The organism is Pseudarthrobacter sp. NPDC059871 (genome assembly GCF_042731175.1).
Taxonomy (GTDB): domain Bacteria; phylum Actinomycetota; class Actinomycetes; order Actinomycetales; family Micrococcaceae; genus Arthrobacter.
The window spans coordinates 92,993-106,645 of sequence record NZ_JBHWJV010000010.1; the positions used below are offsets into that span (position 1 = coordinate 92,993).

Sequence of the window (13,653 nt, forward strand, 5' to 3'; positions counted from 1 at the left end):
GAAGAAATGGGCTCCGGTGTGAGGATCAATACGAACTAAACGGGTTGTGACTGCGTTCTGTGAGCGGCGCCAGCCGGGTCAGCCGTTCAGGCGCAGGGCTGCCACGATGCTGATAACGAGGCCAACGAACGCGAGCACGCCCACCAGGAACATCGCCGCCCCGGGATTGCCGAAGTTGAGGGTCCAGCCCAGGCCGAACCGGCGCGGCACCATCAGTGCGGGGTCGTCACGGTTGACGTAAACCAGGCCGCCGCGCCAGAACCTGTCGTCATCCACGTGCGTCAGGCCGGTATCCGGTTCCCCCTCATCGGGCACCCGGTTATTCCGTGCCAGGACGATGGCAGCAACAATGACTCCGGCCAGGACCGGAAGCACGGCGGCGAGCGGTGCCCAGGTGCTGACGGTGCCCGTCCACATCAGCAGCGATGAGAAGAGCATTCCGAGATCGATCATGGCCACCAGTCCCAGCAGGGCTTTGACGCTCTGCGCCGTGTACCGGCGGTGCCAGCGGGCGGAGGAAACCGGGTACGCGGGGTCGATATCCGGGCGGCTCCTGTGGACTGCCGCCGCCACTCCTGCCAGCAGCGCCGTCAGGCCGCACTGCACGAAAACCAGCGAGAAAGCGCTCCCGACCGACTTGGCGGCAAGCCGGTCAGGCACGCCGTCCGCGCCATAATGCACGGCGAGCAGGCCCGGCATCGATGGATAGCGCAGAACACCTATCAACAGGGTGGCAGCCGTGATGGCGAGCGCCGGGACCAGCCAGGGCCAAGGGAAGGGCGCCCGCTGTGGCTGCGCCTCCGCACCGGCCTCCGCTGCGGTTGCCTGCCGGACGCCTTCGAACCATCCCCCGGCGGCCTTGGCGGCGCGGATTGCGTGGTTGGCCAGGACAAAGCAGGCGTACCACGTCCCGACGAGGACCAGGACGGACAAGGGCAGCAGCAGCGCCTCCCCGCTGGCGGCGGAAACGGCAGCCGTTGCCGCAGCCACAACCACTGCGCTGGCCAGCACCCGCTTGCGGTAGGTGCGGGTCTGCCGCACGATCACTGGATCGGCAGTGTTGCGGGACGGCACCCGGACCCCGAACGGCACCGTGTCACTGTTGATGGCCGGCAGGGCGAGGGTGAGCACTGTCACCATGGCCAGCAGCGCTGACGTCAGGATGATGGCGACGGTCACGGCATGTCCTTTCTCCTTCCAGTTGTAGAAGAAATGTCCGCCAAAAGGAATGCCCCGCCTAAGACCCTTGACCTGTCACTTGTTTTTTGCAAGTGTTACTTCCGTCACCCAAAGTGCCTACGAAAGAAGACCATCATGACTTCCATGTTCGTCAACCTGCCGGTCACCGACCTGGACCGCGCCAAGGCGTTCTACACGGCCATCGGATTCACCATCAACCCGCTCTTCACGGACCACAATGCTGCCTGCGTGGTTGTTGAAGAGGACCACAGCTACTTCATGATCCTGGTCCGCGACTTCTTCCAGACCTTCACCGACCGGCCCATCGGAGACCCGGCCGCCGCAGTGTCCGTTTCAACGGCCATCTTCCTGGACGACAGGGAAGCCGTGGACACGGCGGTCGCCGCAGGCCTGGCCGCGGGCGGCTCCGAGGACCACCCGGCTACTGACCTCGGCTTCATGTACCAGCGCCAACTCACGGACCCTGACGGAAACGTCCTGGAGTTCGGCTACATGCACCCCGCCGCGGCCGAACAGGGACCCCAGGCTTTTGTAAACCAGCAGTCCTGAGGCCAATGGCAGCGCGGGACTACGGCCAGTACTGCGGCGTCACACGGGCCCTTGAGCTCGTGGGCGAACGCTGGGCCCTGCTCATCGTGCGCGACCTCCTGGTGGGGCCGCGCCGCTACGGCGAACTCGCCGCGGGACTTCCGCGGATTCCGAGCAACATCCTGGCGGCGCGGCTCAAGGAACTGCAGGCGGCAGGCATCATCCGCCGGGTACCGCACTCCCGGGTCATCGTGTACGAACTGACGCCGTACGGCAGCGAACTTGAGCCGCTGGTGCTGGCCCTCGGCGCCTGGGGGTTCAAGGCGATGGGCGAGCCCCGGGAGGACCAGGTCATCACCCCCGACTCAATGACCATGGCGCTGCGTACGGCATTCCGTCCGGAGGTGGCTGCCAGCCTGCCCCCAACCTCCTACGCCGCAGATTTCGGCCCTGCAACCTTGCTGATCCGGGTGGCCGGCCGCATCCTTGCCGTGGAGCGCGGAGACGGCCCTGCCGACCTCGCCTTTTCCGCAGGGCCCGATGTCCGCCGGCTCATATCCGGGGAGCTTGCGCCGGGCCGCGCCATCACCACCGGCGCGGTGAGGGTGCTGGCCGGCAGCGGCGACCTCCTGGAGCGCTTCGCCAGCACTTTCCACCTGGCCGCCTAGCCTCCCAGGCAGTCCCCGGCTGCCCTCGCCGGGGCCGCTCAGGGGATATTGCTCCCCCTCGCGGTGACCCACAGCCGGTACCAGTCGGCGCGGGTCAGGGCTTTGGCAACGCGGGCAGCGTCCCCGCACGCCCTGATGCGGCCGGGGTTGACGGTGCCAATCACCGGCGAGATGCCCGCAGGGTGCTTCATCAGCCACCCCAAAAGGACCGACTCACGGGACGTACCGTATTCGGCTGCCAGCTCAGCGACGAGGTCCGCGGTGGCGGCTTCGGACGGTGTCGGACTGTCCGGATCAGCTCCGGTGTAGAGACCCCGCGCCAGCGAACCGTAAGCCTGGAGCGTGACGTTGTTGCGCGTGCAGTACTCCAGCGTGCCGTGCGGAAAGCTGTAGTCCAGGTGTTCGGCGTGGTTGACCAGTACCTGGCTTTCGAGCCAGGCCCGCTTGAGCAGGCTCATCTCCAACTGGTTGGCCACCACGGGCGTCTCCAACCGGTCCTGCAGCACCTCAATCTGCGCCGCGGACATGTTCGAAACACCCAGCTGCCGCACCTTCCCTTCGGCCATGAGCTGCCCGACGGCGGAGGCCACCTCGGCGGGGTCAGCCAACGGATCCGGCCGGTGCAGCAGGAGGATGTCCACGTAGTCTGTCCGGAGCCGCGCCAGGCTGCCGTTCACGCGTTCCAGGATGGCGTCCCGGCTGAGGTCGTAGTGCGTCTGGAGGCCCCGTTCGTTCAGCCTGATGCCGCACTTGGTCTGGAGGCGGATCCGCCCCCGCAGGCCTGGGGTGGAGGCCAGCACGTCGCCGAAGACGGCCTCGGACTTGCCGCTGCGGTAGATGTCGGCATGGTCGAACAGGGTGATGCCGGCGTCCAGGGCCGCCTGGACGGCAGCTGCTGCCTCGTCCACATGGCCGGGGCCATGCGGTTCGTCGGTCCAGCTGCCGCCCAGGCCCATGCACCCGTAGATGAGTTCCTGCATCAGGAATTCGCGTCCGGCCGGCCGTGACCGATCATCAGCGCAGCCATGCGGTGGTGTTGGCCGGCAGCTTTCCGTCTTCCAGCGGCGCGCTGCTGACCAGGACGTCACCGGCGGGAAGCGCCACGGCTGTGTCCCCGAAGTTGGTCACGGACTGCCAGCCATTGGGGCGCTTGAAGTGCAGGATGTCCGGGTTGCCGCTGTCCAGCCACTCGAGTTCCTCGCCGGTCTGCAGTTCCCGGCGGAGCTTCAGGGCCTTGCGGTAGAGCTCCAGGGTGGAGCCGTCCGTACCGTCCTGGGCTTCCACGGCGTACTTGCTGAACCAGTCAGGCTGGGGCAGGTGGGAGCCGCCCTCGCCGAACCCGAACGACGTGCCCTCAACCTTCCACGGCAGCGGCACCCGGCAGCCGTCACGGCCGATTTCCACGCCCTTATTGCGGAAGAAGGACGGGTCCTGGCGCTCCGACTCGGGGATGTCGGCCACTTCCTGCAGGCCGAGTTCCTCGCCCTGGTAGAGGTATGCGGAACCGGGGACGGCGAGCATCAGCAGCGTTGCCGCCCGGGCACGGCGTTCACCCAGTTCAACGTCCAGCTGGTCGGCAGGGGCGCCGGCCAGCAGCCAGTCCTTGCCGTCCTGGCCCTTCGCCCCGGCCTTGGTCTTCGCGATCTGGGGCAGCCCGTAGCGGGTGGCGTGCCGGACCACATCGTGGTTGGAGAAGACCCATGTAGAGGAGGCCCCGGTGGCGGCGGCTTCGGCGAGGTTGCGGGTGATGATTTCCTGGTACTCGGCGGCGTCGAAGTCGGACTGCAGCAGGTCGAAGTTGAAGGCCTGGCCCAATCCCTGCGGGCTGGCGTAGCGGGCCCGTCGGCTGGCGTGCACCCAGGCTTCGGCAACGGCCGTGCGCGGCGGGTTGTATTCGTTGAAAACTTCGCGCCATTCCGTGTAGACCTCGTGGACTTCGTCGCGGTCCCAGAACGGGTGCGTGCCGTCGTCGAACCCGTCCACGCCCGTGTTGGCTGCGCTCAGTTCCAGCTTGGACAGCAGCGGCTCGGTGAGGTCCTTGGTGAGGGCATGCGCCACGTCGACCCGGAAGCCGTCCACGCCGCGGTCGGACCAGAAACGGAGGGTCTTCAGGAAGTCGTCACGGATTTCGCGGTTGGCCCAGTTCAGGTCCGGCTGTTCCTTGGCAAAGATGTGCATGTACCACTGCCCCGGCGTACCGTCCGGTTCGGTGATCCGTTCCCACGCAGGGCCGCCGAAGACCGAGTCCCAGTCGGACGGCGGGAACTCGCCGTTGGGGCCCTTGCCATCGCGGAAAATGTACCTGTCGCGGGCCGGGGATCCCTTCGGCGCGGCAAGCGCCTCCCGGAACCACTCGTGCCGGTTGGACGAGTGGTTGGGGACGATATCGGCAATCAGCTTGATGCCGGCCTCGTGGAGGGCCTTGGCCATGGCGTCGAAGTCCTCGAGCGTGCCCAGCTTGGGGTCCACGTCGCGGTAGTCGTCCACGTCGTAGCCACCGTCTGCGAGTGCCGACGGGTAGAAGGGGCTCAGCCAGACGGCGTCGATGCCCAGCGTCTTCAGGTACGGGACCTTGGCGGTGATGCCCTTCAGGTCGCCGATGCCGTCGCCGTTGGAATCGGCAAAGCTGCGGGGGTAGATCTGGTAGACGGAGGCCTGTCGCCACCAGTTCGGATCGGACAGGCGATCGGAGTCGGACAGGGTTGCCAGGGTGGCGGTGGTGGACAAGGAGGGATCCTCTTCTGCTGGTCGCGTGGTTTTTATATTGGATCTAAATTTACTTGCCTAAGTATTATCTGGTGCTTTGCACCGGGAGGTCAACAGTGCTGGCCGGGGACAGTTTGTGGTTCCGGCGCTGGGGGCCGGGGTCACTCCGGCATGATCATGGTCCTCAGGTCCAGCTGGCGGAGCACCCGGTCCGCCACCTCGGGGTCCATGTCAGGTTCGCTCCGTGCGGCCACCACTTCCTGCCGGGCTGCGTCCAGGGCGATGGTCTGGACCGCGATGGCCAGTTCCCGGCCGCGCTGGCGTTTCTCCGGCAGGGACTCGTTCCGGAGGCTGCCGTCCAGGAGTTCGGCCTGCAGCCGCTTCATCCTCGCCTTGACCAGTTCCACTTTCTCGGGCGGCAGGTCCTTCATGAGGTCGTGGTCCTTGAGCGCTGCGACCGCAGCACCCTGGGCGCGCTTGGCCAGCAGCCGTGCGGCATCGCGTTCCTCCGACCCGTCGCCGGTGGCCTTCAGGACCCGCATCAGCCACGGCAAGGTCAGCCCGGGCAGGACCAGGGTGGCGAGCAGGACGGCGCAGGCGATGACCAGCAGGTAGTCCCGTCCCGGGAACGGGCTCCCGTCCGCCAGGGTCACCGGCAAAGCCAGGGCAAGGGCCAGCGTTGCCAGTCCGCGCATGCCGCACCACGTCAGGATGACCACTTCCTTCAGGGACGTGGGCTGCAGCAGGTTCCGCCGTTTCCGGGCCCCGAGGGCCAGCACCGCAAGCCACAGGAACCGCACGGCGAACACCAGCACGCAGACCACCAGGGCCACGCCGATCATGCCGAAGATTGCCGTTCCCTCGTCCCTGATCACGTGCCGGATTTCCAGGCCCACCAGCCCGAAGGCCAGCCCGGTGACCAGGAGCTCCACCACGTCCCAGAAGGCATTGCGGGTAACCCTCTCGGCGGCGTCCTGCGGCCGGGAGTGCCGCTGCATCTCCAGGGCGGTGACCACAACGGCGATCACGCCCGAGGCATGCACCTCCTCGGCCAGGATGTACGCAGCAAACGGCACAACGAGCGTGATGGCACTGCGCGCCACCATCGAGTTCACCAACCGGTACGCGAGGGCAATCACCCAGCCCATGGCGACGCCGACCACCACGGCAAGTGCCGCGCCCACCACGAACTTCAGGACGACGTCGGCCTCCACTTTGGTGCCGCCCACGGCCGCCGCGACCGCCGCCTGGAAGATGACGATGGCCGCGGCGTCGTTGAACAGCCCCTCGCTTTGCAGGACGGTGGTGAGCCGGCGCGGCATGTGCACGCGGCTCGCCACCGATTCGACGGCCACCGGGTCCGGCGGTGCCACCATAGCGCCCAGGGCGATGGCAGCGGGGATCCCGATCCCGGGGATCATGAGCCACGCGGCGCCTGCCACCGTTGCTGTGGTGATGACCACCAGCGCCACGGCCAGCATGATCAGCGTCCGCCACCGGACCCGGAACACAGCCCATGAGCTCCGCTGGGCCGTAGCGAACAGCAGCGGCGGCAGGAAGATCGGCAGGATCAGTTCCGGCTCTATTTCGAGGTCCGGGAATCCCGGAATGAAGGTCAACGCCACCGCAAGGAGCAGCATCAGGACCGGGTACGGCAGGCGCAGCCTGTCCCCCAGCCCCACAGCTACAACGGTGGCCAGGAGGAGCCCAATAATCAGTGCCAGCTGGTCCATCTGCTGCGGTTCCGCTTAGGCCTGCGGCTCCAGTGCTGCCGCCACCGGAAGCGACCCGTCACGGAATTCGATGGTCCGGCCCGCGGTTTCGGGCAGGTCCAGCACCGCTGCGGCAACAATGGCCGTATTGGCACGGGACGTTTCGCCGCCGCCTTCCTTGGGCGGGTTGACGTCGATGCGGCCTGATCCCGGCTTTTCCGTCAGGGAGCCAGGGCCAAGGATGGTCCATGCCAGTTCCGTGCCGCGCAGGTACTCATCCGCATCCGCCTTGGCTTCGGCGTAGGCGTAGAAGCTGTTGTCCGCAGGCACCCCGTGGTCCTTGCCGGCGCCCAGGTAGGACACCATGACGTATCGGTTCACGCCGGCCTGCGCTGCCGCATCCATGGAGCGGATGGCCGCGTCCCGGTCCACGGCGTAGGTGCGGTCCGGGTTGCCGCCGCCGGCTCCGGCCGACCACACCACGGCATCGTGGCCCTGCAGCGCTTCGGCGATGGCCGGCGTCGGGGCGTTTTCAATGTCCAGGACCGACGGCGTGGCGCCGGTTGCCGTGACGTCGGCGGCGTGGTCCGGGTTGCGGATGAACGAGGTGACGCTGTGGCCTTCCCCGGTGAGGAGGGTGGACAGGTGCAGGGCCACTTTGCCGTGGCCGCCAATGATTGCGATTCGGGTCATGGACCCATTCTGCCCCCTAGCCGTAGTTCCCACTGAGGCTGCGGTAGCGGAGGTACATCACACCGTTTCCGAACCGGCGCTCCTCGAGGAGTTCGAGGTTGAGCTCCAGGCCTTCCGGGAAGAAGCGCAGCCCGCCGCCCACCACCACCGGGCTGACGAACACCTGGCACTCGTCCACCAGCCCCGCGGTGAGTGCCGCCACCGCGATGGTGGCACCGCCGATGCCGATGGTCCCATCCGCCCCGTCCTTGAGCTTCTGCACGGCTTCCGGATCGAACCGGCGTTCGATCCTGGTCCGCGGGGTGGCGGGGCGTTCGAGCGTGGTGGAGTAGACGATTTTGTCTGCCGCCCGCCAGATCCGGGAGTAGTCCTGGATCACCGGCGGCTCGTCCGAGGGCGGCGCGCCAAAGGTTTCCCAGGCGGACATCACCCCGTACATCCGCCGCCCGTACAGGTACGTGCCGGCGTCCCGTTCAAGGTCGTTGACGAACGCGTGGACTTCCTCGTCCGGGGCGCTCCAGTCGAAGTTGCCGTTGCGGTCCGCCAAGTAGCCGTCCAGCGAAATGAGGCCCGAGTAAATGAGCTGCGCCATGCCTTACGCCTTTCCTGTACCGGACGCGCCCATTGTTGTCCGGGTGCGGGTTTTTGTAAACAGCCCGTCAGGCCCTGCGGTTCACCAGGTACTGCTGGGCGAGCGTCCAGAGGTTAGACACCGTCCAGTAGACCAGGACCCCGATGGGGAAGAACGCCCCGCCGGCGGCAAAGACCAGCGGCAGCGCCACGAGGATGAACCGCTGCTGGCGCAGCAGCGGTTCGGGGACGTCAGCCCCAAGGGCTGTGCGTGCGGTGACGAGTTTCTGCGTCATGAACTGGCAGGCGGTCATCACCAGGATCATGGCGAGGGCGAGCACCGCGACGGCGGCGGGGTCGCCTCCGCCATGCAGCAGGGAGGCGGACAGCGGCGCACCGAAAATGGTGGACGCGTTGAACTGCACCGCCTGGGCGGCCTCCATGGCGCCGATGCCTGTCCCCCGCCCCACTGCGTCCGGGATGCCGGCGAGAACCTGGAAGAGGCCCAGGAAGAACGGTGCCTGGATCAAAAGCGGCAGGCAGGCAGAGAACGGGTTGGTGCCGTGCTTCCTGTACAGGGCCATCTGCTCCTGGGCCATGGCCTGCCGGGACTGCTGGTCCGTCCTGCCTGCGTATTTCTCCTGAAGCGCCTTGAGGTCAGGCTGCAGTTGGCGCATGCGCCGCTGGGCCCGCACTTGGGCCAGGAACACGGGGATCAGCGCGGCGCGGACCACCAGCACCAATCCGATGATGGCCAGCGTCCAGGTCCATCCTCCGTCCGCGGGCAGGCCCAGGGCGGCCAATCCGTTGTGGAAGGCCACCAGGACGGCGGACATCAGCCACCTGAACGGCTCCATGACCTGTGCAACAACGTCCACCGGTTCCCCCGTTCGACAGTTGCTGCAAAACTACTGCCCTTCGGACAAACAGGAAAGCCCCCGGAATCTCGGGGGATTCCGGGGGCTTAGCCTGTAGCGGTGGGGAGGCTCGATCTCCCGACCTCACGATTATGAGTCGTGCGCTCTAACCAACTGAGCTACACCGCCACGAATGAGAAAAACCTGCGTCAAGCCGGTCAAAACCGCCTTGACGCAGGCCCTCATTCAGAGCCCCCCACCGGAATCGATCCGGTGACCTCGTTCTTACCAAGAACGCGCTCTACCACTGAGCTAGGGGGGCAACGAGTAAATACTCTACCGGAAGATTTACGCACCAACAAATCGGCCCGAACGGCCGTCCGGGTGGCCCGCAACAGTTGCGATTCCGACTGGAAGAACCGCTGAATTCCGCGTGTTTCCGGGGTGCCTGAGCATTCAAGGGACAGGACGAACGACGACGGAGGGTGCCTTTGGGAGCCTCCCCACCGCCGCCTGGGGTACCGAATGTGTCCAGCCCCACACCGCGTGCCGGGAGCCTGCACGGCCCAGGAGTGCAACTGAGCCCGGCACTCTTCTCTGATGGCTTTGGAGGGCCGGGGCTAGGCTGGGGCTATTCGTTCCCGGGACACCCGGGGAACGGTGCTGACGTGGATCGACACGAGGCTAACGGTGCCAGCATCGACACTGGAACATGGGACGGGGACCCCGGCGCATCGTCGCGGACGTCGGTGACCCGGCGGCCGGTGTCCTGGCCGCAGGCAGTGCGACGATTGAGGCGCGCGGCGCCCGGGCCCTGTCATCGCAACTTGCAAAGGCAGCGTGGCAGCCCGACGAGCCGTGGATACCGCTTCAGCGTTCACTGGCAAAACCCGTCGAAGTTACAGGTCTCAGGGTCGAAACCGTCGAACCGGACTGTACCGGCGAGTGGGCCTCCATTCACTGGTCGGCTTTCCGTGGAACGCCCCTGCCGGACCAGCGGCTCCGCGCCTTCGTAGAAGGATGGCGGGCAGCGGCGGAGGGACCCTTCTTTGACTCGGCGCGAATCCTGACCCTTCACGACGGGGACCAGGCAGTCGCCGTCGCCGCGGCATGGTCGGCAGGTGCCGGCCGCCCCGGCCTCATCGAGCCGCTGGGGGTGCATCAGGAGCACCGCGGACACGGGTACGGCACCTTGATGACAAGGGCAGCCGCTGCGGCGCTTCGTGAGATGGGCTGCTCGAGCGCCACAGTCTGCGCCGAGGGCTCCAACCCTGGCGCCGTAGCCGCCTATCGTGGCGCCGGATTCACGGCACACCCTGAGGTTGCTGACTGGCGTCGCGATGCGTGACGGTACCCAGCCCATGGGCAGCCCCGTTAAACGCCGATGGGCCGGCTCGAAAGCCGGCCCATCGCCGTCGTGCATGGATCTAACCTACTGAAGGTTTACCACTTGCCCTTGCGGTTGAAGTCGCGGTGACCGCTGTCGCCGCCGCTGCGGGGCTTGCGGGAGCCGTCGCCGTGGCCGCCGAAGCGGGAATCGCTGGACTGGCCTCGGTCACCGAAGCTGCGCTCGGAACGCTCGCTGTAGGAGCGCCCGCCGCGGTCAGCTGAGGAACGCTCGCCGTCGTTCTTCCGGAATTCCTTCTTGAACCCGCCGTTGCCCTTGAAGTTGCCGCCGCGGTCGCCGCCACGGTTGCCCTGGTAGGCGCCACGGTCACCGGAAGGCTTGCGGCCGTTGTCCAGTTCGAGGTGGATCAGCTCGCCGCCGATCCGGGTGCGGGACAGTGCACGCAGCTGCTCGGGGCTCAGGTCCGCGGGCAGCTCCACCAGGGAGTGGTCCGAACGGATGTCGATGCCGCCGATCTGTGCGGAGGAGATGCCACCCTCGTTGGCGATGGCGCCCACGATCGAACCGGGCATGACGCGCTGGCGGCGGCCCACCGCAATGCGGTACGTGGCGTTGCCTTCGGTCAGCTGGCGGGTGGGGCCGCGGGAGCCGAAGCCGTCCTTGGAGCGCTCGCGCTTCTGGAAGTCCGGAGCTGCAGCCAGTTCCTTGACCAGCAGCGGCTGTCCGCCCTGTGCCATGACGGCCAGTGCAGCAGCAATCTCCGCAGCGGGAACGTTGTGCTCTTCTTCGTAGGAAGCGATGAGGTCGCGGAACGCGGAGATATCTTCCGAGGCAAGGGTCTCGGTGATTTTCTCGGCAAACTTGCCCAGGCGCAGGGTGTTGACCGTCTCGGCAGTGGGGAGGTGCATCTGTTCCACCGGCTGGCGGGTGGCCTTCTCGATGGAACGCAGCAGGTACTTCTCGCGGGGCGTCATGAACAGGATGGCTTCGCCGGAACGGCCTGCGCGTCCGGTGCGGCCGATCCGGTGCACGTAGGACTCCGTGTCGTGCGGGATGTCGTAGTTGACCACGTGGCTGATGCGCTCAACGTCAAGGCCGCGGGCCGCGACGTCGGTGGCCACGAGGATGTCGATCCGGCCTTCCTTCAGCGCGTCAACAGTGCGCTCGCGCTGCTGCTGCGGGATGTCGCCGTTGATGGCGGCAGCCTGGAATCCGCGGGAGCGCAGCTTGTCAGCCAGGTCCTCGGTGGCCATCTTGGTGCGCACGAAGGCGATGACGCCGTCGAACTCTTCAACCTCGAGGATGCGGGTCATGGCGTCCAGCTTCTGCGGGCCCATGATCTGCAGGTAGCGCTGGCGGGTGTTGGCACCGGTGGTGGTCTTGGACTTGACCTGGACCTCGGCGGGATCGTTCAGGTACTGCTTGGACATCCGGCGGATCTGGCCCGGCATGGTGGCCGAGAACAGCGCCACCTGGCGGTCCGAGGGGGTCTGCTGGAAGATCTGCTCCACGTCTTCGGCGAAGCCCATCCGCAGCATCTCGTCGGCCTCGTCCAGCACCAGGTACTGCAGCTCAGACAGGTCCAGGGAACCCTTGGAGATGTGGTCGATCACACGGCCGGGGGTACCAACAACAACCTGGGCGCCGCGGCGCAGGCCGGCCAGCTGGGGGCCGTACGCGGAGCCGCCGTACACGGGCAGGACGGTGAAGTCGTCGATGTGCTTGGCGTAGGAGGTGAAGGCCTCGGCAACCTGGAGCGCCAGCTCACGGGTGGGGGCGAGGACAAGGGCCTGGGTCTTGCGGGACGGGCCGTTGAGGTCGTGGAGTTCAGCCAGGCGGGACAGTGCCGGCACTGCGAATGCTGCAGTCTTGCCGGTACCGGTCTGCGCCAGGCCAACAACGTCGCGGCCTTCGAGCAGCAGCGGGATGGTGGCGGCCTGGATGGGCGAAGGCTTCTCGTATCCAACATCCTGCAGGGCGGCCAGGACGCGGCCGTCGATGCCGAGATCGGCGAACTTGACGGAGTTGTCGTCCTCGTCGGAGTCAGCCTTGGCGTCGTTTTCAGCTTTGGCGTCGGCGTTGGTTTCAGCGTCAGCTGCGGGGGCGGCAGCCGGGGCGGCTTCCTCAATCGCGGGGGTTGCTGCCTCGTCGATGACGTCGGTGGTTTCGTTCTGGTTTTCGGGCATAGGGAAATATTCCTCATCCATAGGGGGCCAGGCGGCACTACCCGGGGGTGAGCGGAGCCGCAGTACGCGTGCCGTGGGTGCCGGGCAAACGCTGACCGGCCGGTCACAGAAGTCCGGCGCTTTCGCAATCCCCGTGGCAGGACTTCGCGCTGCATCTCTTGGCTGCTATCCCAGCAGTCTGTACAGCGTTTACTTCAGCCGGCTCTCCCTATGAAAATGCCCGTCAGATGCGGGCCCCAACACTTGCCAGTCCTGCCTCAACAATTGGGCAGGAAAAAGGGATTTCCGGAGTGGGGGATGTTTCAAGTGTAAGGTATGCGCGCCCCGCGTTGGTAATTCAACGGGCGGTGACGGCGGTGAGGTTGCGCACATGGCCGCCGTGACCCGGCACTGCTGCCCGGCGTTACTGCCCCAGCCGGCGCAGCAAAGCGTCGAACTTCTTCCCGAACTCGGGCTGCTGGAGCCTGATCTCGCCGTCGGCCTCGGCGTCCCGGAGCGCTTCCATGGACTCCAGGTCCGGGTCGCTGAACCACTTGCCCACGGTGACACCGTGCCGCGGAACGTACGTGCGGTGGATGTGGTCTCCCGCCTGGATACTGCCGGTCTTGATGACACGCAGGTAGGCTCCCACCCGCCCTTCGTCGGTGAAGCGCTTGACCCACTGGCGCTCCCCCAGCCGCCGCTGGAACGTGGCACACGGGGTTCGCGGCGAGGTAACTTCCAGCTCAACGTCCAGCCCGATCCTCCACCGCTCACCAATCACGGCGGAGGTGGCATCGATGCCGGCCACGCGGAGGTTTTCACCAAACTCCCCCGGCGGAACCTCCCGCTGCAGCACGCCGCCCCAGTAGTCGGCGTCGGCCTGGGAGTACGCGTAAATGGCCTGGTCCGGGCCGCCGTGGTGGACCCGGTTGGCCTGGATGTCCCCCGTCAGTCCCAGCCGGTGAACCTTGACCGGCCCCTCCGCCGGTCGCTTGTCGATGGCAGTCACACCCACGTTTGAGGCATCCGGCAATAGCTGGTGGACACGGCAGACGGCAAGCAGTGAAGCGGTTTCCATGGCTCCAGTCTAGGGTCCGGCCCTTTGGCCCATCGTGTGGGCAGTTCTCCCCTGTTTCAGGCTCGCAGCGGGCACCGGCAGGGACTACGCTGATGTGCAGATCACAACTTGGGGTGCAGCGCTGT

The 13,653-nt window shown here is 66.7% G+C and carries 12 protein-coding genes and 2 tRNA genes; 3 read left to right on the forward strand and 11 right to left on the reverse strand.

Annotated features, from left to right (window positions below; translation table 11 throughout):
- Positions 1-78: 78 nt before the first annotated feature.
- Positions 79-1,179, reverse strand: a complete 1,101-nt coding sequence (locus tag ACFV4R_RS14420; RefSeq protein ID WP_377203076.1) for a DUF1648 domain-containing protein — start codon at positions 1,177-1,179, stop codon at positions 79-81.
- A gap of 135 nt (positions 1,180-1,314) precedes the next feature.
- On the opposite strand from ACFV4R_RS14420, the gene ACFV4R_RS14425 reads away from it, so the two are divergent.
- Positions 1,315-1,749: a VOC family protein gene (locus ACFV4R_RS14425; RefSeq protein ID WP_091722086.1), complete on the forward strand. Its 435-nt coding sequence runs from the start codon at positions 1,315-1,317 to the stop codon at positions 1,747-1,749.
- Positions 1,750-1,754: 5 nt separating this feature from the next.
- Positions 1,755-2,396 carry a winged helix-turn-helix transcriptional regulator gene (locus ACFV4R_RS14430; protein WP_377203077.1) on the forward strand — a complete coding sequence of 214 codons (642 nt, stop codon included), beginning with the start codon at positions 1,755-1,757 and terminating at the stop codon, positions 2,394-2,396.
- A 38-nt stretch (positions 2,397-2,434) separates the two neighbouring features.
- Here the strand turns inward: ACFV4R_RS14430 and ACFV4R_RS14435 are convergent, their stop codons facing one another.
- From ACFV4R_RS14435 to ACFV4R_RS14470, 8 genes are all read right to left on the reverse strand, one after another.
- Positions 2,435-3,376, reverse strand: a complete 942-nt coding sequence (locus tag ACFV4R_RS14435) for an aldo/keto reductase family oxidoreductase (protein ID WP_377203078.1) — start codon at positions 3,374-3,376, stop codon at positions 2,435-2,437.
- 34 nt (positions 3,377-3,410) lie between these two features.
- Complete coding sequence (locus ACFV4R_RS14440; RefSeq protein ID WP_377203079.1) at positions 3,411-5,123, reverse strand: glycoside hydrolase family 13 protein; 1,713 nt, start codon at positions 5,121-5,123, stop codon at positions 3,411-3,413.
- Between the two features lie 140 nt (positions 5,124-5,263).
- Positions 5,264-6,835 (reverse strand): Na+/H+ antiporter, encoded by a 1,572-nt coding sequence (locus tag ACFV4R_RS14445; protein ID WP_377203080.1) that lies wholly within the window; start codon positions 6,833-6,835, stop codon positions 5,264-5,266.
- A gap of 15 nt (positions 6,836-6,850) precedes the next feature.
- The gene (locus tag ACFV4R_RS14450; RefSeq protein ID WP_377203081.1) at positions 6,851-7,507 is read right to left on the reverse strand and encodes an SDR family oxidoreductase; all 657 of its coding nucleotides are present in this window, start codon (positions 7,505-7,507) and stop codon (positions 6,851-6,853) included.
- A 16-nt stretch (positions 7,508-7,523) separates the two neighbouring features.
- Positions 7,524-8,099, reverse strand: coding sequence for a dihydrofolate reductase family protein (locus tag ACFV4R_RS14455; RefSeq protein ID WP_377203082.1), 576 nt, complete (start codon positions 8,097-8,099; stop codon positions 7,524-7,526).
- A gap of 67 nt (positions 8,100-8,166) precedes the next feature.
- Positions 8,167-8,955: a membrane protein insertase YidC gene (yidC, locus tag ACFV4R_RS14460; protein ID WP_377203083.1), complete on the reverse strand. Its 789-nt coding sequence runs from the start codon at positions 8,953-8,955 to the stop codon at positions 8,167-8,169.
- A gap of 94 nt (positions 8,956-9,049) precedes the next feature.
- A tRNA-Met gene (locus ACFV4R_RS14465) sits at positions 9,050-9,123 on the reverse strand.
- Between the two features lie 61 nt (positions 9,124-9,184).
- Positions 9,185-9,256 (reverse strand) — tRNA-Thr (locus ACFV4R_RS14470).
- Between the two features lie 390 nt (positions 9,257-9,646).
- Between ACFV4R_RS14470 and ACFV4R_RS14475 the strand changes: the two genes are divergently transcribed.
- Positions 9,647-10,282 carry a GNAT family N-acetyltransferase gene (locus ACFV4R_RS14475; RefSeq protein ID WP_377203084.1) on the forward strand — a complete coding sequence of 212 codons (636 nt, stop codon included), beginning with the start codon at positions 9,647-9,649 and terminating at the stop codon, positions 10,280-10,282.
- Positions 10,283-10,377: 95 nt separating this feature from the next.
- Here ACFV4R_RS14475 and ACFV4R_RS14480 read toward each other — a convergent pair whose 3' ends face one another.
- Complete coding sequence (locus ACFV4R_RS14480) at positions 10,378-12,468, reverse strand: DEAD/DEAH box helicase (RefSeq protein ID WP_377203085.1); 2,091 nt, start codon at positions 12,466-12,468, stop codon at positions 10,378-10,380.
- Positions 12,469-12,871: 403 nt separating this feature from the next.
- Positions 12,872-13,528 carry an MOSC domain-containing protein gene (locus tag ACFV4R_RS14485; RefSeq protein ID WP_377203086.1) on the reverse strand — a complete coding sequence of 219 codons (657 nt, stop codon included), beginning with the start codon at positions 13,526-13,528 and terminating at the stop codon, positions 12,872-12,874.
- Between the last annotated feature and the right edge of the window lie 125 nt (positions 13,529-13,653).